Source organism: Flavobacterium terrisoli, assembly GCF_030167905.1.
Lineage (GTDB): Bacteria > Bacteroidota > Bacteroidia > Flavobacteriales > Flavobacteriaceae > Flavobacterium > Flavobacterium terrisoli.
This window is the reverse complement of record NZ_JARGNA010000002.1, coordinates 233,162-255,266: the sequence shown is the minus strand read 5'-3', so window position 1 is coordinate 255,266 and position 22,105 is coordinate 233,162. Positions and strand designations below refer to the sequence as shown.

The following is a 22,105-nucleotide window of genomic DNA, read 5'->3' as shown; positions in this document are numbered from 1 at the left end:
AAGAAATAATTAAGAAGTTTGCGGAATAACTAACTCAAATAAAATTAATATGAGATCGAAGTTCAAATGGATTTTTACGCTATTATTGGCGTTTACAATGCAGTTTTCGTTTGCACAAGAGAAAACTGTAACTGGAGTTGTTTCAGATAAAACTGGACCACTTCCTGGTGCAAATATTGTTGTGAAAGGTACAACTAGAACTGCACAAACTGATTTTGATGGAAATTATTCTATCAAAGCCAAAGCAGGTGAGACTTTAGTATTTAGCTTTACTGGCTATGAAAATTTCTCAGCAGTTGTAGGTGCTTCAAACACTATCAATGCTAAATTACAAGATGGAGTTCAACTTACAGAGGTGGTAATCGATGGTTACCGTACTACTGCTAAAGCTAAATCTGCTGTTTCCCAAACAACTATCCTTGCTAAAACGATAGAGAACAGACCAAATGCGTCTTTCCTTCAGTCATTACAAGGGCAGGTGCCTGGTTTACAAATCAGCACAGCATCAGGTCAGCCGGGTTCTGCTAAGATCCAGTCTTTAATCAGAGGGGTTTCAAGTATATTTGGTGCTACAGAACCATTAGTGGTTATTGATGGTATTGCTTCAACTCAGTCGATTTTCAGAAGCATCAACCCTAACGATATCGAGTCTGCTACTGTATTGAAAGATGCTGCTGCAACTGCTATCTATGGAAACAGAGCTACTGCCGGGGTTATCGTTGTGAAAACCAAAGGTGGAAAATATGATTCCAAGTTGACTTTTAAATATTCCGGAAGTTATGGTTTAGTTGATTTGCAACAAAACAAATACGACATGGCTAATACACCACAAATCTTGAGATTAGAAAGAACTTGGGGTGTTGGTTTAGGAGCGTTGAATCCTGATACAGGTCTTCCGTTTACAGATGCTGAAATTGCAGCTTACCCAATCCAAACCAACTGGAAAGATATTTTCTTCAGAAAAGGAACGGCTCAAAGCCATGATATAAGTATTTCAGGTGGTACCAGTAAAATGACCAACTTTACTTCATTAAGTTATTTTGATCAGGAAGGTATTGTGCCAACTACAGATTTCAAAAGGTTTGCTTTAAGATCTAACTTCTCTGGAAAATCAACGAATGACAAATTCAACTATTCTACGAATATTTATTTGTCTTTCTCTAAAAGACATCAGTTAGATCAGGAAACCAGAACTGATATCAACGCGAACGTGTTGCAAAACCCGTTGCAAGGTTTGTTGACTTCGTTACCATACACAGATCCAAGCTTGTACCAAAACGGTCAACAATTATTGGATGAGTTTGGAGCGCCAAGTTTCCAAATCGTTCCTTATATGTTGATGGACTATTTAGTACCGGGTAACATTCCAAGTGAGTGGCAGGAAACTAAAATATTGGTTAATGGTTCTGCTTCTTACAAATTGACTAAGGACTTAACCTTTACCAACACCAGTGGTGTGGATTATACACAAAGTTTCAGAAATTTTGCAAGAGCACCATGGTCATACTTAGCACTTGCTGCTACTCCTGCAGGAGCACAGTTTGGTGGTATTGAAACGATGAGTTACAATAGAGATTTTGGTTTTACGTCAACTACTAAGTTAAACTACAACCATACTTTCAAAAGCAAGCATACTATTGATGCTAACCTATTTACAGAGTATTTAAAGTACCACAGAAAATTCTCTACCCATACCCAAAGTGGTTTGGATCCAAGAACTTGGGCTTTTGGTGCCGGTACAGGGTATATTCCGTTTAACACGGCGACACCTACATTGTACAGACCAACTTTTGCAGCCAGTAAAGATATTGCAGGTATGTTCTCTTACTTTGGAACATTCGACTATGATTACGATGGTAAATATGGTGTAGCTGCTACTGTAAGAAGAGATAACTCATTTAAGTTTGTTGATGATAATAAATGGGGTACATTCTGGTCAGTTGCCGGAAGATGGAATGTGGACAGAGAGTCATTCATGGCCAATTCTATATTTGATGCTTTAAAACTTAGAGCTTCTTATGGTACGAGTGGTAACTCATTTTTAAATGGTCCGGATATTTATTCAAGTGATAACATTGTTAGAGACTTAAGTTCAACTCAGGTAGGTTATGCTAATGCAGCTTCTATCGGGATATTTAATATTGCTAACCCTAAGGCTCAATGGGAAGAAACAACTCAGGCCAACGTAGGTATTGATTTCAGTATCAACAAAAGATTTTCTGGATCGGTTGATGTTTATGAAAAAACTACCAACAAATTGTATGATGCAATTACAACTTCTTATGTTACAGGAATCGGCGGTATCGCAGGTAATAAAGGATCTTTGTCTAACAGAGGGGTTGAGCTTTTGTTAAAGTATGATATATTCAAAAAAGGAGATTTCAAATTAGAAATCTGGGGTAATACAGCTTATAACAAAGGTACCTACAATGATACAAACAACAACAATTTAGATGAGCCGGACGGAAACACTATCAGATACGTAGGTGGTCTTATCAATGAATATTATGTTGTGCCTTATATTGGAGTTAACAACAATGGTTATGTTGATGTTGACGGAAATGCTGTAGCAGCTAACGGAAACTTGTTGTTCTTGGATATTGACGGTAACGTTACAGAAACTATCAGTGATGCTGACAGAAGAAAATCTGGTAAATCAGCACTTCCAAAACACCAAGGTTCATTTGGTTTCAATGCTTCATACAAAGGATTTTTCCTTAATACACAGTTCTCTTATTCTTATGGATTGTACAGATTTGACTTTGATTTAACAAACATGTCTGATCCAGGAGCAATAGGTATATTTAACGTTACTAACGACCTTGCTGATGCATGGGATGCAACAAATAACCCAGAAGGGAATTATCCATCTTTGAATGCAACTAACTTAGCTGCTGGTGATACTTTCTCTGACAGATGGTTACGTGATGCTTCATATGTTAGAATGAAACTGTTAACATTCGGTTACAATGTTCCTGCTAAATTCTTAGATAAAACATCTATCAGTTCATTAAGATTATATACTCTTATGGAGAATTATGTTACTTGGACAAAATGGAGAGGTTTCGATCCTGAAAGTATTGGAGAAAGTAATCAAGGAGGTTACCCTGCGCCTAAAGCTATCACGTTTGGTGTAGATATTCAATTTTAAAAAAAAAGAAAGAGATATGAAAAAATTAAGTTTATTATTTTTAGTTTGCACGGGGTTGTTTTTCAACTCATGTGAAGATGCGACTAACATCATTCAGGATGGTGAATTCTCTGAGGCAGCTACTTTCAGAACAGTTGCGGATATGCAATTGTTCTTGTACGAGGTTTACGACAGAGCTTCTGTTCAAAATGAAATCGGTTTCACAGCTATTATGACTGATGAAGCTGCTGTTGGTAACCAAAATGCCGGTCAGGACAAAGATCTTTACGGGTTTGTATTAAACTCTAATGATGGTTATGCAGATGGTATTTGGGCTGGTCAATACAATATGATCAACTACGCTAACAGATTGTTAAGAGGAGCTGCAAGAGTTACTCCTGAACCAGGTGAAGAAGCTGAGTACAATTCAATTATTGCTCAGGCTAAAGCCTTGAGAGCGTTTGGTCACTTTGAATTATTGGCTTATTATTCAACAAATATGGCTGATGACAATGCATTAGGAGTTATCTTAATGGACAGAGTTCCGGGTATTGCTGAAGAATTGCCAAGAAATACTAATGGTGAAGTTTTTGCATTGATTGAGTCAGATTTAGATTTTGCATACAACAACATTATTGATCCAACTGCTGCTGTTGTTAATGCTAAACCATGGACTTTCCTAAGCAAAAATGCAATCAATGCATTAAGAGCCAGAATGTATTTATACAGAGGCAACTATACTTTGGCATTACAATATGCTAATCAAGTAATTGCTGATTCTCCTGCACTTACCATTGCTACTCCGGTACCAGCTGGTGTTGTAGGATCTACAGCATGGAATAATTCATTTTACAGTGCTACTGCTCCGGCAAATCCTTACAGAAAAATGTTAGCTGATTTCGAGAGAGGAGAAATTATCTGGTCTCTTGACAGACCGGCTGGTAAAGGTTCTGTAGCTGGTTTGTTCTATTTCAACAGAACTAACTTTACAGGTGGATGCTACCATGATATGAGTAGAAATATGTTTAACATTTTAGAAGGAAGTGTGCCTCCAACGGTTAATAATGCTTCTAATTCAAGTGATATCAGAAGATTTGCTTACATCGATCCTACCAGTAAGATTGATCAGCCGGGTTACTCAACTTATACTCCTGCAAATGGAGATTATACTACAGATGCAAGTTACCAATTAAACGATGCTTTGTTGATTGACAAATACCCAGGAAAATCGGGTGCTGATTTGAACAGTGATTTGAAAGTATTCAGAGTTTCTGAAATGTATTTCATCCGTGCTGAGGCTTTAGTGGCTGCTGGTGATTTAGCTGGTGCTGCTGTTGCTATCAAAGCGGTTAGAGATGCAAGAACATTTAGAGCTCCATTCCCGGTATTACCAGTTTATGCTAATGCTACTGCTGCTTTAACTGATATTCTTTTGGAAAGAAGATTAGAGTTGGCATTTGAAGGACACAGATATCTTGACTTGAAAAGGTTAGGTGCTGCAACCGGACAAACTATTGACAGATATGTTAGAGACTGTGAAACAGTTCCTACTTGTTCAATTGCTAATGGGGATTACAGATTTACAATGCCAATTCCTATTGCAGAGATGAATACCAATGCACAAATTCAACAAAATCCTGGTTATGACGAATAACCTTGGATTAGTTCCATAAAAAAAGAGCCGCCATTTTGGTGGCTCTTTTTATTTTAAATTATACCTTTGCACCACCCGAGCCCAAAATGGGCGAACGGAACGAAGTTAAATTAAATTGCTATGTACAAACTAACACTACTACTATTACCCTTTTTTGTTTTTTCACAGTCGGCCAATGACCGAAAAAAAATAGTTTCAATGTATGATGCTCAGGCGGTTGCAAAGTTCATCAATGAAGCAAAAATTGAAAACGATCTGCAAAAGAAACTAATCGCCAATTATAAATTGAATCATCATATTGAAGAAAGCGAAACACATTCGCTTCAAAGAATTTATGATAATGAACCTATATTTTTCACAGTTGACAATGCCGGTTCAGGAATTACCATTTCGGCTAATAAATTGTATCCAGGTGGTTCATTGGGATTGAGTGTTACTGGATCAGGAATGACTGCCGGGGTTTGGGATAGCGGTAAAGTCAGAAATACACATCAGGAATTCGGCGGAAACAAAGTAACCCTGGGTGATGATAATACAACTTTAAGCCAACATTCAACGCATGTGACCGGAACCATTGTAAGTACCGGACTGATTCCTGCAAGCAAAGGGATTGCTTATCAGGGAATGGCTAAAACATTTGACTGGGATTCAGATTTTACCGAGATGGCTGTTTTTGCGGGTGAAGGTTATTTAACCTCAAACCATTCTTATGGATATGTGAGCAGTAATTTGGCCCTTTGGAGATTTGGTTCTTACGATTCCCAAGCTATACAAGCGGATAGTTTTTCAAATACATTTCCTTATTATCAAATCGTTAAGGCAGCCGGTAATGATAGAAACAATACCGACTTCCCACAAATTTTTATCAAAAATGGTTATGATTTACTAACAGGAATGACAAATTCCAAGAATGCGATTGTTGTAGCTGCAGTTAATGAAGTGCCAAGTTATTTAAATCCTGATAGCGTAGTAATGAGTGAATTCAGTAATTGGGGGCCAACGGATGACGGAAGAATTAAACCTGATATTTCTGCAAAAGGGGTTGATGTTTATTCAACTAATAGTTCGAGTAATAATGCGTATGCCACTTTACAAGGAACATCAATGGCGGCACCGGCGATTACCGGAATGATATTATTACTCCAAAAACATTACAATAATTTAAATGCAAGCTATATGCGTGCGTCAACCGTGAGGGGTTTGATTTGCCATAGTGCTAAAGAAGCCGGTTTGAATAACGGACCGGATTACGAATTTGGCTGGGGATTAGCCGATGCTGAAAAAGCAGCAAATATCATAACAAACAGAAATGTTACTACTTTGTTGGAAGAGAATACTTTGACAAGCAATGCGACCTTTACCAAACAAATCTCTATTAGTGCTGCTCAAAATCTTGCGTTTACCATATGTTGGACCGATCCTGCAGGAAGCGGAAATGTAAGCGGCGATGAAGACAACAGGTTTCCAAGATTAAAAAACAATCTTGATTTAAAAATACTAAAAGATGGCAATACGTATTACCCATGGAAATTGAACCCTGAAGATCCAAGTGGTGCGGCCACTAATGATTCAGATAACAATGCGGATAATATTGAGAAAGTGGAAATAGCCAATGCTCAACCGGGAGTTTACACCATTCAAGTTACCCATAAAGCAACCTTAACCGGAGGTTCTCAGGTCTTTTCATTAATCGGAAATGGAAGCGTAGCATTAACATTGGCCAATACCGACTTCGTTTATGACAACAGTATTTTCATCTACCCGAATCCGGCGGGCAACGTTTTGAACTATGACATTAAAAATGGAGTGGAACTTTCAGCTATCAGCATTCATGATATCTCAGGAAAAGAAGTATTCAGAAATGCCAGTATTGGCGGTACTTCTGCGATTGATGTTTCCAGTTTAGCTTCGGGGGTGTATTTTGCTACTTTCGAATCGGATAAAAATTCGGTGACTAAGAAATTTATCAAGGAATAATTTTTTCAATAAATATATTTAAACCATCTCTGTCAAAAGGGATGGTTTTTTTATGATTTTATTACAAATTGTTTTGTGTATTTTTGCCTTGAAATTTATTCTGATGAGAAACGTAATTATAGCTGTCTTTTTATTGATTTTTTCTACCGGGTTTTCGCAAGCGCAAACAACCCCAAAAGGTGGCAATACAAAAGAAGAAACTCAAGAGAAAACACCAAAAGCTGCTTTTGATCAATATAGAATTATCACTTTGCAAAGAGATACAACCTATGTCGATACTTCCTTAACCATCAAAAAAGAATACGAGTACAATTACCTTCGAAAAGACATCTTCGGATTGTTGCCTTTTGCCAATGAAGGACAAACCTATACGGTTCTCGATTTTGGCTATAAAAAATTCAATTCCTTTCCCGAAATTGGTTACTCTGGGAAACATTTCAATTATATGAAGCCCGATGATATAAAATATTATTCTGTGGCCACACCGATAACCGATTTGTATTTTAAAACAGTAATGGAGCAAGGCCAATCCCTGGATGCTTTTGTTACCGTCAATACTTCCGAGAGATTCAATATATCGGTTGCTTTTAAAGGTTTGCGCTCTTTGGGTAAATATGTGAATCAATTGTCGAGTACCGGAAACTTTCGATTTACATCGAGCTACAATACCCTGAACAAAAGATATTATCTCAACTTTCATTATACCGGACAGGATTTCCTCAATGGCGAAAACGGCGGAATTACGACGCTGGAAGATTTTGAAGGTGAAGATGCCGCATTTCAAAACCGTGCCCGATTGGAAGTCTATCTTACGGATGCCAAATCGTTTATGAAAGGCAAAAGATATTTTTTAGACCATAATTTCAGGATAAACAGTAAAGCCGGAAATAATAATCTTTACTTAACGCACCAATTCAATTACGAAACTAAATTCTTTGAATACAATCAGAAGACAGTGCTGTCAACGGTAGGTGAGGATGAGATTTATCGCTTTGGAGATTCATTTGTGGCTTCTGGCATCAATGACCAGAATCACTACAATAGAATGTACAATAAAGTGGGTGCCATTTATGAAAATTCATTGCTTGGTAAATTCCAGTTCTTTGCCGAAGATTTCAGATACAATTTTTTCTATGACAGGGTTCTGATCACACAGAATGGCATTATTCCGAGTTCGATTGGAGATGAAATTAACACGGTTGGAGGACAATACGAATACAGAAAGAACAAATGGAACGGAATTTTCCAATATTCCAATTCGATTTCAGATCAGTCTTTATCAAACTTTGACGCCAAATTAAAATACCAACTCAATGATAAAAATGAGTTGGTGCTCCAATACCAAATGCTCAATAAAATCCCGGATCATCTTTACAGCCTGCACCAAAGCAGCTATATAGGTTATAATTGGTATAATGTTTTCAAAAACGAAAAGATAAACAACCTTGAGGCTACGGCTAAAACCCAATGGTTTGAAGCTTCATTGCAGGTGAGCTCGATGAGAGATTATCTGTTTTTCAGCAATGATGCTACTGATCCGCAACAGCAAATCATAACGCCAAAGCAATACGATAAAACCATCAATTACCTTTCGGTAAAAGTCAGCCGCGAATTCAAATGGTGGAAATTGGCCTTGGATAATACTGTATTGTACCAAAAAGTAGATCAGGAAGACGATATTCTAAACGTACCGCAAATCGTGACCAGAAACTCTCTTTATTATACCGATTATTTCTTCAAAAAAGCCTTGTTCCTCCAAACCGGTTTTACCCTGAATTATTTCACCAAATACTATGTCAACGACTACAATCCGGTGTTGGCAGAAGCTTTTGTGCAAAACGAAAGAGAAGTTGGTGAGTTCCCAATGATAGATTTCTTTGTCAATGCCAGAATCCGTCAAACCCGAATTTTCTTTAAGCTGGAACATTTGAACTCCAGATTTACAGGCAATAATTTCTATACGGCACCCAATTATCCGTACCGCGATTTTATGATTAGGTTTGGATTGGTATGGAATTTCTTTCAGTAAAAACGAAAGGTTCGGGCTCTATCAGCCAAGGTAATTCCTGCTATCCGCGCTACAAGGTAGCCACTCCTATCAGGGTTAAAGGATAAACCATTCGAATTTTTGTAAACGTTTGAAATAGCATTACATTTGTTCCATAAAAAACAATCTATTTTCTTTACTCTATATTCTATTTTCTTAAAAAAATGAACTACGCAGAAAACATATTAGGCACTATTGGCAATACACCATTGGTTAAATTAAATAAAGTCGTAGAAGGCATCGACGCTTTGGTTTTAGCCAAAGTAGAAACCTTCAATCCGGGAAATTCCACCAAAGACAGAATGGCACTCAAAATGGTTGAAGATGCCGAAGCCGACGGACGATTAAAACCAGGCGGAACCATCATCGAAGGAACTTCCGGAAACACCGGAATGGGATTGGCCTTGGCTGCCATTGTAAAAGGATACAAATGTATTTTTGTAATCACCGACAAACAATCCAAAGAAAAAATGGATATCCTTCGTGCCGTTGGCGCTAAGGTTGTGGTTTGTCCAACCGATGTTGAACCAACAGATCCACGTTCGTATTATTCAGTGTCCAAAAGATTAAGCACCGAAATTCCGAATTCCTGGTATGTCAACCAATACGACAATCCATCAAACGCGCAAGCGCATTATGAGCAAACCGGCCCTGAAATCTGGGAACAAACCGATGGAAAAATAACGCATTTTGTGGTTGGAGTAGGAACGGGCGGAACCATTTCAGGAATTGGAAAATATTTAAAAGAGAAAAATCCAAACATCAAAGTTTGGGGAATTGATACCTATGGTTCGGTATTCAAAAAATACCATGAAACCGGAATCTTTGACGAAAACGAAATCTACTCTTATATCACCGAAGGAATCGGGGAAGACATTTTGCCAAAGAATGTTGACTTTTCCATCATCGATGGTTTCACCAAAGTAACTGATAAGGATGCTGCCGTTTACACCAGAAAAATAGCTTTGGAAGAAGGGATTTTTGTGGGGAATTCAGCCGGTTCTTGTGTGAAAGGTTTGCACCAGTTAAAAGAACATTTCACCAAGGATGATGTGGTTGTGGTTTTATTCCACGATAGCGGAAGCCGTTATGTTGGGAAAATGTTCAACGACGATTGGATGCGCGAAAGAGGTTTCTTAGACGAAGACATCACCAAAGCAGAAGATGTAATCAAAGACCACAAAGACAAACCGTTAGTGATTGTACGTACCGAAGAATTAGTGTCTCACGCAATTGAACGTTTGAAAAAATACAATATCTCTCAAATCCCGGTCATTGATACGACAGGTTTTGTGGGAAGCATAGACGAAACCGATTTGTTCAGAAGTTATGTGGAAGACAAAAACATAGCCGAAAAACCAATCAAGGATATTATGGGCAAACCTTACCCGATTGTGGCAGCCAATGCGCCAATCGAAGAAATCTCGAGATTGATCAACAAAGAAAATCAAGCGGTTTTGGTAGATTTAGGAAATGGCAAACACCATATTATTACGAAACACGATATCATCAGTTCGATTAAGTAAAAAAAAGCCAGCATTTAGCTGGCTTTTTTTATTCTCCAATCAAAACACCTGAAATATTCCAGGCACTGAAACTTCCGCCTTCGGGCAAACCTTGTGGGATTTTGATTTGTATCGTATGGCTTCCGGCAGCCAAATCACCTAAGTCAATAAAGATTGGATTGGTTACAGTTCCCGGACACCAATTGGCTCTGCTGTAATCAGAAGAAGATAATCCGTTCGGGAAATTCCCCGAAGCCGGATTGGACAATCGATACGAACCACAATCCTGACGCCAAGGCGTGAAAGCAAAAGTCGCCGCGCCGTCTAAGAAAATCGAATTTTTCTTTGGTACAAATTCATCACCATTTTCCCAGCCGCCATGACCAGTGGTAATGTAGCGTAGTTTACAGTTTTTCATAGGTTTGTCCAGTTTGAAAGTGACTTCCAAACCTTTGTCATTGTTAAACATTGTGCCATATTCCTGACCGGCCATTTCCATGACGTTATTGGTACAGAAAAGTGGAACAATTTGCGTTGGTTTTGCTTTGCTTTCCTCCTCGGTATGAATCGTAATATTCGCAGACACTTTATGGCCACCTTTGTCATAGTTACCAATGTTAATGCCGAGCCAAACTTCCTTTCCGCTCAACAATGTTCTCAAATCGGTCACGTCTTGTCGGTACAGAACATTTTCTGCCCAAGTCTTGTCTTTGAGTTGCAAAGTATTGTATTGTTTGACTCCGAAAGGTGTGAAGAAACGCATTAATTCTACAATTGGATTGTAGTTGTCATTAGCAACTACGCCTTGGTATTCTTTCCCGTTGCCGTTAGTATAAATCGGTAATGTTTTAGCGCCGTTTTGTAATCCGTTTAGGAATGACATTTCCTTATCGGTCGGAATCATAAAAAACGAACCGGTTCGGTCATACGCATCACCATTGGATTGTTCGGTGACATCGACAAAAATTTGGCTTCCTATTTTAATCTCAGGCATTGTTATTTTTCGCACCGCGATTGTTCCGTTGGCAAATGTTAGGATGGAATCATTCGACTTTGAAGCATCTGAAAAATTGATGATTTGGTCTTTAAAAACGTTAATCGTTGTGAATCGGCTTTTCCAGAGTAAATCTTTATAAGTTAGCAAATCTAACGGCTGATTGGTGCTCAAAAGCGCAGGGAATGTTTTCGTTTTTTCCACCTTCGTAGCTGTTATGGCAAAATTACCGTTGCGTACCATTTCCAAAACCAAACCCAAATTTTGCCCTAAAACCGTTGGTGAACCTTTGACTTTCAAATCATCAGTATACCAAAATTCAATCGTATTGGAGTTGACAATCGTTTTGGCTTTTTTACAATTGTAGCCTAAGATTTTTTTAGTGTCATTTAAATATTCAAAGGTTTGCCTAGCCAAAGAAACGCTATCGTTAGTAACAATAACATCCGAAGCATTTAGTGTTGCTACCTGATAAAAAGTGTTTGTACTTCGGTAAATGGTTGTCTCCTCAAAAGGAAATTCCGCTTTTTTGTTTTTAATCTTTTCCGAGCTAATCAAGGTGTGGCTTGCATTGGTAAAAACCCAAATCGGATCCTGACCTTCAATCAAACTTCCATTGGAACTTTTCAGGTAGGTAATTTTAAAACCCTGGGCAAAGCCATTTCCTGAAAGGATAAACAAAAAGAATAAAAGTAATTTTTTCATTACAAAAATTTTTAAGATAAAAGTAAATTTCTTACTTTTGAATAAAATTAAGAATCGTGAAAGAAGATTTTCTTCATTATGTATGGCAATATAAGAAGTTTGCCTTTTCCAACCTAACAACGGTTTCTGGAGAAGAGCTCACGATTGTCAATACCGGTCAATATTTAAGACAATCCGGTCCTGATTTTTTTAATGCCCAAATTATTATTGGCGACCAAAAATGGGCCGGCAATGTGGAAATCCATCTCAAGTCGTCCGACTGGTATTTGCACCAACACGAAAATGATGACCATTATAATAATGTGATCCTGCATGTGGTTTGGGAACACGATACGCCGATTTTCAGAAAAGACAATTCGGAAATCCCAACTTTGGCATTGAAACCTTATGTTACCAACGATATTTTGAACCAATATTTATCACTGTCTGCGCCAAAGTCCTGGATTTATTGTGAGAACCAAATTGAATCGATTGATGGATTTCAATTGAGTCATTGGCAGGAGCGATTATTTTTTGAACGCTTGGAGCGAAAGTCAATCCCGATTCAGGAATTGCTGCAGCAAACCGATAACGATTGGGAAGCGGTTTTGTTTTATATGCTGGCCAAGAATTTTGGGTTGAATACGAATGGTGAAATCTTTTTGAAAATGGCCAAATCGATTCCGTTTTCCATCATCAGAAAAGAGAGTTTTGAAGTGGAGAATCTCGAAGCGCTGTTGTTTGGCAAAGTGGATTTGTTGCCTATTGATGCCGAAGATTTTTACAGCAAGGATTTGCAAAGCCGCTCCACTTATATCACACAGAAACATCGGCTGAAAAAATCATTTATCGAACCGGTTCAGTTTTTCAAACACCGTCCTGATAATTTTCCGACGATTCGCCTGGCACAATTGGCAATGCTATATCATAAGCAGCAAAATCTGTTTTCCAAAGTGGTAGCGACACATTCACTCGAGGATTTTTATAAACTGTTTGATGTTGGCGTTTCGCCTTATTGGCAAACACATTATCAGTTTGACAAGGAAAGCCCGAAAAAGAACAAGCAGTTCTCCAAGTCATTCATCGATTTGCTGATTATTAATACGATTGTTCCGTTCCAATTTGCCTATGCCAAAAGTCAGGGCAAAGAAATTTTGGAATCGCTTTTGCAACTGATGGAAACTATTGCGCCCGAAAAGAATATTATCATTGAAAAGTTTTCTAATTTTGGCATAGATGCCAAAAGTGCCTTTGAAACCCAATCGCTTTTGCAATTAAAAAAAGATTATTGCAACCAGAGTAAATGTTTGCAATGTGCTATTGGTACTGAACTTTTAAAATCATAACAAATGTCACCGGTTATACAACTTAAATATTTCTTCGAAAAACACGGTTTTCACGTTTCGTCCCGCTTGGCAGACAAACTCGGAATGCGTGCTTCGAATGTGCGTTTGTTTTTTATCTATATCACTTTTGTTACCGCCGGATTGTGGTTTGGTGTGTACCTCACTTTGGCCTTTTGGATTAAACTCAAAGATTTAATTCGCGGCAAACGAACTTCGGTGTTTGATTTGTAATTATGACGAATGATAATTCCATCCTGCAATCGATTTTAAGTTATTCGAAAAGTCAACGGATTGGAATTATACTGCTCTTTTTAATTATAGTGGTTTGCCAGGGATTTTATCTCTTTAGTGATTTCAAAACCTTTGATGATTCTAATCAGGAAAAAGCCAATTGGCTGGCGAATCAAAGTTTGTTAGACAGTCTCAAACTTCGGAACAAAAATTACAAGCCGACCATTTATCCTTTCAATCCCAATTTCATTACCGATTTCAAAGGGTACAAACTCGGTATGTCGGTTGCGGAAATCGATCGATTGCTGGCGTATCGCAAACAAAACAAGTTTGTCAATTCGGCTGCGGAGTTTCAGGAGGTAACCAAAGTTTCCGATTCTTTGCTTAAAGCGATTTCGCCTTATTTCAAATTTCCGGATTGGGTCAAAAGCAAAAATGAATACAAGTCAACTTATACCAATACGGAATTTGCTAAAGCTGAAAAGATTCTGATCCTCGATATCAATGAAGCCACAAAGGAAGATTTGATGAAGGTCTACGGAATTGGCGATAAAATTTCGGACAGAATTTTGGAACAAAAAAGCAAACTTGGCGGTTTTGTTTCGATGGAACAGCTGAATGATGTTTGGGGTTTGTCACCCGAAGTCATTGAAAATCTGAATAAATATTTTGTTGTAAAATCAACTGCCAATATCAAAAGAGTTAGTATTAACAATGCCTCTGTCAAGGAGTTGGCTCAATTTCCATTTTTCAGATATGCTTTGGCCAAAGAAATCGTCATCTACAGAAGTATGAATGGCGATATTAAAATTGAGGATTTGTCAAAAATTAAAGGATTTCCTGTTGATAAGATAAAGATAATTGCCTTATATTTGGAATTCTAAAAAAATACCCTAAAAAGACAGCCTTATTTATATGAATTCAACCTATTTTACAGAAGAACACGAATTGTTTAGAAAAAGTTTACAGGACTTTTTGCAAAAAGAAGTAGTACCACATATTGAAAAATGGGAAAAGACGGGTACTATCGAACGCTTTATTTGGAAAAAGTTTGGAGAGATGGGCTTTTTTGGACTAAAATACCCTGAGGCTTATGGTGGATTGAATTTGGATTTGTTTTACACGGTAATCTTTTTAGAAGAACTTCAAAAAATAAAATCATCCGGATTTGCTGCTGCCATATGGGCACATGCTTATTTGGCCATGACGCATCTAAATGCTGAAGGCGATGAACGAATCAAGCAGGACTATTTGGCACCAAGTATTGCAGGGGATAAGATAGGCGCTTTGTGTATTTCTGAGCCTTTTGGCGGAAGTGATGTTGCGGGTATGCGAACTACAGCCATAAAAAAAGGAGACAAGTATATTATCAATGGTTCTAAGACTTTTATCACAAACGGTGTTTACGCAGACTATTATGTAGTTGCCGCAAAAACAGATCCGGACTCAGGGAATAAAGGAATAAGCATGTTTGTGATAGATACAAACCTAAACGGAATTACCGCTACGAAGTTGGACAAATTAGGTTGGCGAGCATCAGATACTGCTGAGATATCCTTTGATAATGTTGAAATTCCACTCCAAAATTTAATGGGTGAAGAAGGAAAAGGATTTGCCTATATCATGCAGCATTTTGCTTTAGAGCGATTGATTATGGCTATCAATGCCCATGCAAGAGCGGAGTATGCGATTGAATATACGATTGATTATATGTCACAACGCGAAGCATTTGGAACTACAATAAACAAGTTTCAGGCATTGCGCCATACGATGGTGGACCATGTTACCGAAGTGGAGCATTGTAAAGTGTTCAATTATGCCGCTGTGGCAAGGTTGAATAATGGTGAATATGTAGTAAAAGAAGCCAGTATGGCTAAATTAAAATCGACCAAAGTTGCTGACGAAGCCATTTACAGTTGCCTGCAAATGTTAGGAGGTTACGGTTATATGGAAGAATACCCATTGGCACGTCTGTTAAGAGACAGTCGTTTGGGGCCAATTGGCGGTGGAACTTCAGAAATCCTCAGGGAGATTTTGTCAAAAATGATCTTTGATAAACAAAGCTATCAGCCGGCCGTGAAATAATTTTCTTTGTTCTTTGCTTTGAAAAATCAAAATAAGTGTTACTTTTGCACCCACTAAATGAGAGGAGGTGTCTAAATTATGTTGATTATACCAATTAAAGACGGAGAAAACATTGATAGAGCATTAAAGCGCTACAAAAGAAAATTCGATAAAACCGGAACTGTAAGACAACTTAGAGCGCGTCAGGCGTTTACTAAGCCATCTGTAGTGAGAAGAGCACAAGTTCAAAAAGCTGCTTATATTCAAAACTTAAGAGACAGTCTAGAAGGATAGTTAATTTCCTTATAAGATATAACCGCTGATGATTAAAGTTTCATAACTTTGAACTCAGCGGTTTTTTTATGGAAAATTTTAAAAATAAGTTTCAGGATTATTTACTGTTAGAGAAAAAATACTCTTTGCATACGGTAACCGCTTATATCAATGACATCGGTTTCTTCGAGTCATTTTTATCCAATGCTTTTGATGACTATAATCTGATTAAGGTTAACTACAGTCAAATCCGTGCCTGGATTGTTTCGCTTTCAGATGATGGTATTTCAAATTCTTCGATTAACCGGAAAATATCTTCCTTAAAATCGTTTTACAAATTTTTACTCAAAACAAAACAAATAGAAGCGAGTCCGCTTTTGAAACACAAAGCCCTAAAAGCCCCCAAGAAATTACAAATTCCCTTTTCGGAAAAAGAACTGGATCTGGTTTTAAACCAAATCACTTATACAAATGATTTTGACGGCATCCGCGACAAACTGATAGTTGATTTGTTCTACACTACCGGTATCCGTAGGGCAGAGCTGATTAATCTAAAGTTGCACAATATTGATTTGTCCAACGGAACCCTGAAAGTTTTAGGGAAAAGAAATAAGGAAAGGATTATACCGATTTTGCCCATCGTGGAAAATCAGATAAAATTATATTTAACAGAAAGGTCACATTTACAAAGGATTGAAGATGCGGAGTATTTTTTTCTACTGTTAAAAGGCGTTAAATTGAACGATTCGTTTGTTTATCGTCTAATAAATTATTACTTTAGTAATGTCTCCGAGAAGGTTAAAAAAAGTCCACATATATTAAGGCACACGTTTGCCACACACCTACTCAACAACGGGGCAGATATTAATTCGGTTAAAGAGTTATTAGGACATTCTAGTTTGGCCTCTACCCAAGTCTATACGCACAGCAGTTTAGCGGAACTTAAAAAAGTCTACAGTAGTGCTCATCCGAGAAATAAAAAATAATTCTCAATGTTTAATCAATAAAAATTTAATTATGAAGGTAAATGTTAATGCGGTAAATTTCACTGTCGACAGAAAGCTGGTTGATTTCATCAATGAAAGATTAGGTAAACTTGAAAAATTTTATGATAAAGTGGTTTCGTCAGATGTTTTTTTGAAGGTTGATAATACAAGTGAGAAAGAAAATAAAATTGTAGAGGTTAAAATTCACGTTCCGGGTGATGATTTTATGGTAAAGAAACAATGTAAAACATTCGAGGAAGCAGTGGAGTTATCGTCCGAATCTTTAGAAAGATTATTGGTAAAAAGAAAGGAAAAAATCAGAACACATATATAACTTAAATTTTTTTATAAAAATGTTTTGATTAAAAGATAAAATCCATACATTTGCAGTCCGTTAGAAATAGCGGACTTTTTTTATTGTCGCCGGTGTAGCTCAGTTGGCTAGAGCAGCTGATTTGTAATCAGCAGGTCGTGGGTTCGAGTCCCTCTATCGGCTCTGTTCTTTATAGTATTGAAAATAAAAAGGTTAGGGGGAGATACTCAAGCGGCCAACGAGGGCGGACTGTAAATCCGCTGATTACATCTTCGCAGGTTCGAATCCTGCTCTCCCCACAAACTTTTTGAAAGGCATTTTCTGAAAGCTTGCTTTCGGGAAAATGAAGTTTAAAAAGCTTGGATAAGGCAACGCCTTATCAGGATCACCAAAGCACAGCGAGGTAATCCGAGTAAAGAATCATCAAAAAAATGAGATGGTTCACCATATGGTTTTTAACCAGGGAAACTGCCGACTTAGCTCAGGGGTAGAGTGCTTCCTTGGTAAGGAAGAGGTCACGGGTTCAATTCCCGTAGTTGGCTCAAAATTGTAAAATTTGAACACTAATATATAAACTAAGATTAAAAATTAAGTAAAATGGCAAAAGAAAATTTTAACCGTAACAAGCCCCACTTAAACATTGGAACAATTGGGCACGTTGACCACGGAAAAACAACTTTAACTGCAGCAATCACAAAAGTATTGTCTGATGCAGGTTACTGTCAAGCGAAATCATTTGATCAAATTGATAACGCTCCAGAAGAAAAAGAAAGAGGTATTACTATTAATACTTCACACGTTGAGTATGAAACTGCTAACCGTCACTACGCACACGTTGACTGTCCAGGTCACGCGGATTACGTTAAGAACATGGTTACTGGTGCTGCTCAAATGGACGGTGCTATTTTAGTAGTTGCTGCAACAGACGGACCAATGCCACAAACACGTGAGCACATCCTTTTAGGACGTCAGGTTGGTATTCCAAGAATCGTTGTGTTCATGAACAAAGTGGATATGGTTGATGACGCGGAATTATTAGAATTAGTAGAAATGGAAATCAGAGACTTATTGTCTTTCTACGAATATGATGGAGATAATGGTCCTGTTGTTCAAGGTTCTGCTTTAGGTGGATTGAACAATGATCCAAACTGGGTACCAAAAATCATCGAATTGATGGAAGCTGTTGACAACTGGATCGAAGAGCCAGTACGTGATAACGCTAAACCATTCTTGATGCCAGTTGAGGACGTATTTACAATTACAGGTCGTGGAACTGTTGCTACAGGTCGTATCGAAACTGGAGTTGCTAATACTGGAGATCCAGTTGAGATCATCGGTATGGGAGCTGATAAATTGACTTCTACAATTACTGGAGTTGAGATGTTCCGTAAAATCCTTGACAGAGGTGAGGCTGGAGATAACGTTGGATTACTTTTAAGAGGTATCGATAAAGCTGATATCAAAAGAGGTATGGTTATCTGTAAACCAGGTTCTGTAAAACCACACGCTAAATTTAAAGCTGAGGTTTATATCTTGAAAAAAGAAGAAGGTGGTCGTCACACGCCATTCCACAATAACTACCGTCCACAGTTCTACGTACGTACAACTGACGTAACAGGAGTTATTTCTTTACCAGCTGGTGTAGAGATGGTAATGCCAGGTGATAACTTGACTATCGAAGTAAACTTGTTAAGCCCAATTGCATTAAACGTAGGTTTACGTTTCGCTATCCGTGAAGGTGGTAGAACAGTAGGTGCAGGTCAGGTTACTGAAATTTTAGACTAATTATCTAATTAAATATATTACCAGCAGAGGGCCTTTAGGTTACTCTGCTGGTTTTTAATGAAACGGGCGTAGTTCAAGGGTAGAATAGCGGTCTCCAAAACCGTTGATGGGGGTTCGAATCCCTCCGCCCGTGCAAAAAAATAATTTACAATGACAAAAATTGTTAACTATATATCAGAAGCATTTGAAGAGTTGAAAACAAATGTTACTTGGCCGGAATGGGCTGAAGTTCAAAAGTTCACTATCGTAGTGGCTTTATTTTCAATTGTTTTTGCTTTGGTAACTTGGGGTATTGATGAAGCTTGTGCAAAAGTTATTGCCGGTTTCTTTAATTGGTTAAAACCTTAATTTTTCTGAAATGGCTGATATTAATGTAAAAAAATGGTATGTCGTTAGGGCTGTTAGCGGTCAGGAGAATAAGGTAAAAGCTTATATCGAAACCGAAATCAACAGACTGGGCATGGCAGATTATATCTCTCAGGTTCTTGTTCCGACTGAAAAAGTGGTGCAGGTTAGAGACGGAAAAAAAATAGCTAAGGATAAAGTGTATTTTCCTGGTTATGTCATGATTGAAGCTAATTTGGTTGGTGAAATTCCACACATCATTAAATCGATTACCGGTGTAATTGGTTTCTTAGGTGAAGTAAAAGGTGGAGATCCTGTGCCGTTAAGAATGTCTGAAGTAAACAGAATGCTAGGAAAAGTGGATGAGTTGGCTGTGAATACAGATACGCAAAACATTCCTTTCAATATAGGAGAAACAATCAAGGTTATTGATGGTCCTTTCAATGGTTTCAACGGAACTATTGACAAAATCAATGAAGAAAAGCGTAAGCTGGAAGTAATGGTGAAAATTTTCGGTAGAAAAACACCATTGGAATTGAGCTTTATGCAAGTTGAAAAAGTATAATTTGTTACACTATTATAAACCGCAATAATTTGCTTCCACGGATTATTGTAAATTTTTAAAAACAATGGCTAAAGAGATTAGTAAAGTAGTTAAACTACAAGTTAAGGGAGGTGCTGCGAACCCGTCGCCACCGGTTGGACCTGCTCTGGGAGCTGCTGGTGTTAATATCATGGAGTTCTGTAAGCAATTTAATGCTAGAACACAAGATCAACCTGGCAAAGTGTTACCGGTACAAATTACCGTGTACAAAGACAAATCATTCGATTTTGTCGTGAAAACTCCACCTGCTGCAATTCAATTATTGGATGCTGCTAAATTAAAATCTGGTTCTGGAGAGCCTAATCGTCGTAAAGTTGGTAACGTTTCTTGGGACCAAATCAAAACGATTGCTGAAGACAAGATGACTGATTTGAATGCATTCACAATCGAATCTGCTATGAGCATGATTGCTGGAACAGCTAGATCAATGGGATTAACTGTAACTGGAGATTCTCCTCTAAACAAAGGATAAGACATGGCAAAATTGACAAAAAAACAAAAAGAGGCTGCGGCAAAAATTGAAAAAAACAAACTGTATTCACTAAAAGACGCTTCGTCTTTATTGAAAGTTGTTGCTTCTGCAAAATTTGACGAGTCTGTGGATATTGCTGTTCGTTTGGGAGTTGATCCAAGAAAAGCAAACCAAATGGTAAGAGGTGTTGTTACACTTCCTCATGGAACCGGTAAAGACACTAAAGTATTAGCTTTAGTTACTCCGGATAAAGAAGCAGAAGCGAAAGCGGCTGGTGCTGACTATGTAGGATTAGACGATTACCTTCAAAAAATTAAAGATGGTTGGACAGATGTTGATGTAATCATCACTATGCCTGCTATCATGGGTAAATTAGGTCCGTTAGGACGTGTGTTAGGTCCAAGAGGTTTAATGCCAAACCCTAAAACTGGAACAGTAACCATGGAAATTGGTAAAGCTGTTGCTGAAGTGAAAGCGGGTAAAATTGACTTTAAAGTTGATAAAACTGGAATCGTTCACGCTGGAATCGGAAGAATCTCTTTCGAAGCTGATAAGATTGTAGATAACGCTCACGAGATCATTCAAACATTACTTAAATTAAAACCAACTGCAGCTAAAGGAACATACATTAAGAGTATTCACATCTCTTCTACTATGAGCCCTGCTATCGCTTTAGATCCTAAAGCAGTGTAATTGGTAGTTAAACAAATTTTATTATGACAAGAGAAGAAAAATCAATCGCGATAGAAGATTTAACTGCAAAGTTGGCTGAAAGTAGTATTGTATATATTGCTGACACTTCCGGATTAGATGCAGAAACTACTTCAAGCTTAAGAAGAGCTTGTTTTAAAGCAGGTATCAAATTAGAAGTAGTTAAGAATACCTTGCTTGAAAAAGCAATGGAAGCTTCAGCTAATGATTATGGTGATTTACCAACTATATTAAAAGGAAACTCTTCTATTTTTATAGCTGACATCGCTAATGCTCCGGCAAAAATCATTAAAGACTTCAGAAAAAAATCTGATAAACCAGTATTTAAAGGTGCTTACATCAACCAAGAAATCTACATTGGAGATAACTTGTTAGACAGCTTAGCATCACTTAAATCTAAAGAAGAAGTTATCGGTGAAATCATCGGATTACTTCAATCTCCAGCGCAACGCATTATTTCAGCTTTATTAAACAATGCTGAGAAAAAAGGTGAAGCAGCTGAATAATTAGAGCAGACTAAAAAAATAATAATTAAAGAACATTTTAAACGATAGAAAAAATGGCAGATTTGAAACAATTCGCAGAACAATTAGTTAACCTTACAGTAAAAGAAGTTAACGATTTAGCTACAATATTAAAAGATGAGTATGGTATCGAACCAGCTGCTGCAGCTGTTGTAGTTGCTGCTGGTGGTGCTGGAGACGGTGGTGCTGCAGAAGAGCAAACAGAATTCACAGTAGTATTGAAAGATGCTGGTGCTTCTAAATTAGCAGTAGTTAAAGCTGTTAAAGAATTAACAGGTTTAGGTCTTAAAGAAGCAAAAGACATCGTTGATGGTGCACCTGCAAACATCAAAGAAGGAGTTTCTAAAGCAGAAGCTGAAGGTTTGAAAAAATCTTTAGAAGAAGCTGGAGCTGTTGTTGAATTAAAATAATCCAACACCGGTTTTAGAACTAGGTTTAGGCCTTGGACAAATGCGTCCAA

20 protein-coding genes and 4 tRNA genes are annotated in these 22,105 nt (G+C 37.7%); 23 read left to right on the top strand and 1 reads right to left on the bottom strand.

Annotated features, from left to right (window positions below):
- The first annotated feature begins 49 nt into the window (after window positions 1–49).
- From P1K33_RS03145 to P1K33_RS03125, 5 genes are all read left to right on the top strand, one after another.
- The gene (locus P1K33_RS03145) at window positions 50–3,151 is read left to right on the top strand and encodes a SusC/RagA family TonB-linked outer membrane protein (protein ID WP_284651403.1); all 3,102 of its coding nucleotides are present in this window, start codon (window positions 50–52) and stop codon (window positions 3,149–3,151) included.
- Between the two features lie 16 nt (window positions 3,152–3,167).
- Window positions 3,168–4,784: a RagB/SusD family nutrient uptake outer membrane protein gene (locus tag P1K33_RS03140; protein ID WP_284651402.1), complete on the top strand. Its 1,617-nt coding sequence runs from the start codon at window positions 3,168–3,170 to the stop codon at window positions 4,782–4,784.
- A 120-nt stretch (window positions 4,785–4,904) separates the two neighbouring features.
- Window positions 4,905–6,761 (top strand): S8 family serine peptidase, encoded by a 1,857-nt coding sequence (locus tag P1K33_RS03135; protein ID WP_284651401.1) that lies wholly within the window; start codon window positions 4,905–4,907, stop codon window positions 6,759–6,761.
- A 103-nt stretch (window positions 6,762–6,864) separates the two neighbouring features.
- Entirely contained in the window at window positions 6,865–8,790 is a 1,926-nt protein-coding gene (locus tag P1K33_RS03130) for a putative porin (RefSeq protein WP_284651400.1), read from the top strand.
- A gap of 182 nt (window positions 8,791–8,972) precedes the next feature.
- Window positions 8,973–10,334, top strand: coding sequence for a pyridoxal-phosphate dependent enzyme (locus P1K33_RS03125; protein ID WP_284651399.1), 1,362 nt, complete (start codon window positions 8,973–8,975; stop codon window positions 10,332–10,334).
- Between the two features lie 28 nt (window positions 10,335–10,362).
- Here the strand turns inward: P1K33_RS03125 and P1K33_RS03120 are convergent, their stop codons facing one another.
- On the bottom strand, window positions 10,363–12,012 hold the full coding sequence (locus P1K33_RS03120) for a GLPGLI family protein (RefSeq protein ID WP_284651398.1): 1,650 nt from the start codon (window positions 12,010–12,012) through the stop codon (window positions 10,363–10,365).
- Between the two features lie 56 nt (window positions 12,013–12,068).
- Between P1K33_RS03120 and P1K33_RS03115 the strand changes: the two genes are divergently transcribed.
- From P1K33_RS03115 to rplL, 18 genes are all read left to right on the top strand, one after another.
- Window positions 12,069–13,337, top strand: a complete 1,269-nt coding sequence (locus P1K33_RS03115) for a DUF2851 family protein (protein WP_284651397.1) — start codon at window positions 12,069–12,071, stop codon at window positions 13,335–13,337.
- A gap of 3 nt (window positions 13,338–13,340) precedes the next feature.
- Window positions 13,341–13,568, top strand: a complete 228-nt coding sequence (locus P1K33_RS03110) for a PspC domain-containing protein (protein WP_121311682.1) — start codon at window positions 13,341–13,343, stop codon at window positions 13,566–13,568.
- A 2-nt stretch (window positions 13,569–13,570) separates the two neighbouring features.
- Window positions 13,571–14,452: a ComEA family DNA-binding protein gene (locus tag P1K33_RS03105; RefSeq protein ID WP_284651395.1), complete on the top strand. Its 882-nt coding sequence runs from the start codon at window positions 13,571–13,573 to the stop codon at window positions 14,450–14,452.
- Between the two features lie 31 nt (window positions 14,453–14,483).
- Window positions 14,484–15,653, top strand: coding sequence for an acyl-CoA dehydrogenase family protein (locus P1K33_RS03100; RefSeq protein ID WP_284651394.1), 1,170 nt, complete (start codon window positions 14,484–14,486; stop codon window positions 15,651–15,653).
- A gap of 78 nt (window positions 15,654–15,731) precedes the next feature.
- Complete coding sequence (rpsU, locus tag P1K33_RS03095; protein WP_284651393.1) at window positions 15,732–15,926, top strand: 30S ribosomal protein S21; 195 nt, start codon at window positions 15,732–15,734, stop codon at window positions 15,924–15,926.
- 68 nt (window positions 15,927–15,994) lie between these two features.
- Window positions 15,995–16,891: a tyrosine-type recombinase/integrase gene (locus P1K33_RS03090; RefSeq protein ID WP_284651392.1), complete on the top strand. Its 897-nt coding sequence runs from the start codon at window positions 15,995–15,997 to the stop codon at window positions 16,889–16,891.
- A 31-nt stretch (window positions 16,892–16,922) separates the two neighbouring features.
- Window positions 16,923–17,225: a ribosome hibernation-promoting factor, HPF/YfiA family gene (gene hpf / locus P1K33_RS03085; protein ID WP_284651391.1), complete on the top strand. Its 303-nt coding sequence runs from the start codon at window positions 16,923–16,925 to the stop codon at window positions 17,223–17,225.
- A gap of 88 nt (window positions 17,226–17,313) precedes the next feature.
- A tRNA-Thr gene (locus P1K33_RS03080) sits at window positions 17,314–17,387 on the top strand.
- Window positions 17,388–17,421: 34 nt separating this feature from the next.
- Window positions 17,422–17,503: transfer RNA gene (locus P1K33_RS03075), tRNA-Tyr, on the top strand.
- Window positions 17,504–17,674: 171 nt separating this feature from the next.
- Window positions 17,675–17,746 (top strand) — tRNA-Thr (locus tag P1K33_RS03070).
- 55 nt (window positions 17,747–17,801) lie between these two features.
- Window positions 17,802–18,989, top strand: coding sequence for an elongation factor Tu (tuf, locus tag P1K33_RS03065; protein ID WP_284651390.1), 1,188 nt, complete (start codon window positions 17,802–17,804; stop codon window positions 18,987–18,989).
- Window positions 18,990–19,051: 62 nt separating this feature from the next.
- Window positions 19,052–19,122 (top strand) — tRNA-Trp (locus tag P1K33_RS03060).
- Window positions 19,123–19,139: 17 nt separating this feature from the next.
- On the top strand, window positions 19,140–19,337 hold the full coding sequence (secE, locus tag P1K33_RS03055; protein WP_284651389.1) for a preprotein translocase subunit SecE: 198 nt from the start codon (window positions 19,140–19,142) through the stop codon (window positions 19,335–19,337).
- Window positions 19,338–19,347: 10 nt separating this feature from the next.
- Entirely contained in the window at window positions 19,348–19,899 is a 552-nt protein-coding gene (gene nusG, locus P1K33_RS03050; RefSeq protein WP_284651388.1) for a transcription termination/antitermination protein NusG, read from the top strand.
- Between the two features lie 64 nt (window positions 19,900–19,963).
- Entirely contained in the window at window positions 19,964–20,410 is a 447-nt protein-coding gene (gene rplK / locus P1K33_RS03045; RefSeq protein WP_236460692.1) for a 50S ribosomal protein L11, read from the top strand.
- 3 nt (window positions 20,411–20,413) lie between these two features.
- A complete protein-coding gene (rplA, locus tag P1K33_RS03040; RefSeq protein WP_162127315.1) occupies window positions 20,414–21,103 on the top strand; it encodes a 50S ribosomal protein L1 in 690 nt (229 codons plus the stop codon).
- Between the two features lie 23 nt (window positions 21,104–21,126).
- Window positions 21,127–21,627 (top strand): 50S ribosomal protein L10, encoded by a 501-nt coding sequence (gene rplJ, locus P1K33_RS03035; RefSeq protein WP_284651386.1) that lies wholly within the window; start codon window positions 21,127–21,129, stop codon window positions 21,625–21,627.
- A gap of 53 nt (window positions 21,628–21,680) precedes the next feature.
- Entirely contained in the window at window positions 21,681–22,055 is a 375-nt protein-coding gene (rplL, locus tag P1K33_RS03030) for a 50S ribosomal protein L7/L12 (protein ID WP_131476759.1), read from the top strand.
- Window positions 22,056–22,105: the final 50 nt, after the last annotated feature.

What these genes read in the sequence shown, in the direction of transcription:
- rplL (WP_131476759.1), top strand. Translation starts at nt 21,681, where the DNA reads ATGGCAGATTTGAAACAATTCGCAGAACAATTAGTTAACCTTACAGTA.
- rplJ (WP_284651386.1), top strand. Translation starts at nt 21,127, where the DNA reads ATGACAAGAGAAGAAAAATCAATCGCGATAGAAGATTTAACTGCAAAG.
- P1K33_RS03110 (WP_121311682.1), top strand. Translation starts at nt 13,341, where the DNA reads ATGTCACCGGTTATACAACTTAAATATTTCTTCGAAAAACACGGTTTT.
- P1K33_RS03135 (WP_284651401.1), top strand. Translation starts at nt 4,905, where the DNA reads ATGTACAAACTAACACTACTACTATTACCCTTTTTTGTTTTTTCACAG.
- P1K33_RS03120 (WP_284651398.1), bottom strand. Translation starts at nt 12,012, where the DNA reads ATGAAAAAATTACTTTTATTCTTTTTGTTTATCCTTTCAGGAAATGGC.
- P1K33_RS03130 (WP_284651400.1), top strand. Translation starts at nt 6,865, where the DNA reads ATGAGAAACGTAATTATAGCTGTCTTTTTATTGATTTTTTCTACCGGG.
- rplA (WP_162127315.1), top strand. Translation starts at nt 20,414, where the DNA reads ATGGCAAAATTGACAAAAAAACAAAAAGAGGCTGCGGCAAAAATTGAA.
- secE (WP_284651389.1), top strand. Translation starts at nt 19,140, where the DNA reads ATGACAAAAATTGTTAACTATATATCAGAAGCATTTGAAGAGTTGAAA.
- hpf (WP_284651391.1), top strand. Translation starts at nt 16,923, where the DNA reads ATGAAGGTAAATGTTAATGCGGTAAATTTCACTGTCGACAGAAAGCTG.
- tuf (WP_284651390.1), top strand. Translation starts at nt 17,802, where the DNA reads ATGGCAAAAGAAAATTTTAACCGTAACAAGCCCCACTTAAACATTGGA.
- P1K33_RS03100 (WP_284651394.1), top strand. Translation starts at nt 14,484, where the DNA reads ATGAATTCAACCTATTTTACAGAAGAACACGAATTGTTTAGAAAAAGT.
- P1K33_RS03140 (WP_284651402.1), top strand. Translation starts at nt 3,168, where the DNA reads ATGAAAAAATTAAGTTTATTATTTTTAGTTTGCACGGGGTTGTTTTTC.
- rplK (WP_236460692.1), top strand. Translation starts at nt 19,964, where the DNA reads ATGGCTAAAGAGATTAGTAAAGTAGTTAAACTACAAGTTAAGGGAGGT.
- nusG (WP_284651388.1), top strand. Translation starts at nt 19,348, where the DNA reads ATGGCTGATATTAATGTAAAAAAATGGTATGTCGTTAGGGCTGTTAGC.
- rpsU (WP_284651393.1), top strand. Translation starts at nt 15,732, where the DNA reads ATGTTGATTATACCAATTAAAGACGGAGAAAACATTGATAGAGCATTA.
- P1K33_RS03145 (WP_284651403.1), top strand. Translation starts at nt 50, where the DNA reads ATGAGATCGAAGTTCAAATGGATTTTTACGCTATTATTGGCGTTTACA.
- P1K33_RS03125 (WP_284651399.1), top strand. Translation starts at nt 8,973, where the DNA reads ATGAACTACGCAGAAAACATATTAGGCACTATTGGCAATACACCATTG.
- P1K33_RS03105 (WP_284651395.1), top strand. Translation starts at nt 13,571, where the DNA reads ATGACGAATGATAATTCCATCCTGCAATCGATTTTAAGTTATTCGAAA.
- P1K33_RS03090 (WP_284651392.1), top strand. Translation starts at nt 15,995, where the DNA reads ATGGAAAATTTTAAAAATAAGTTTCAGGATTATTTACTGTTAGAGAAA.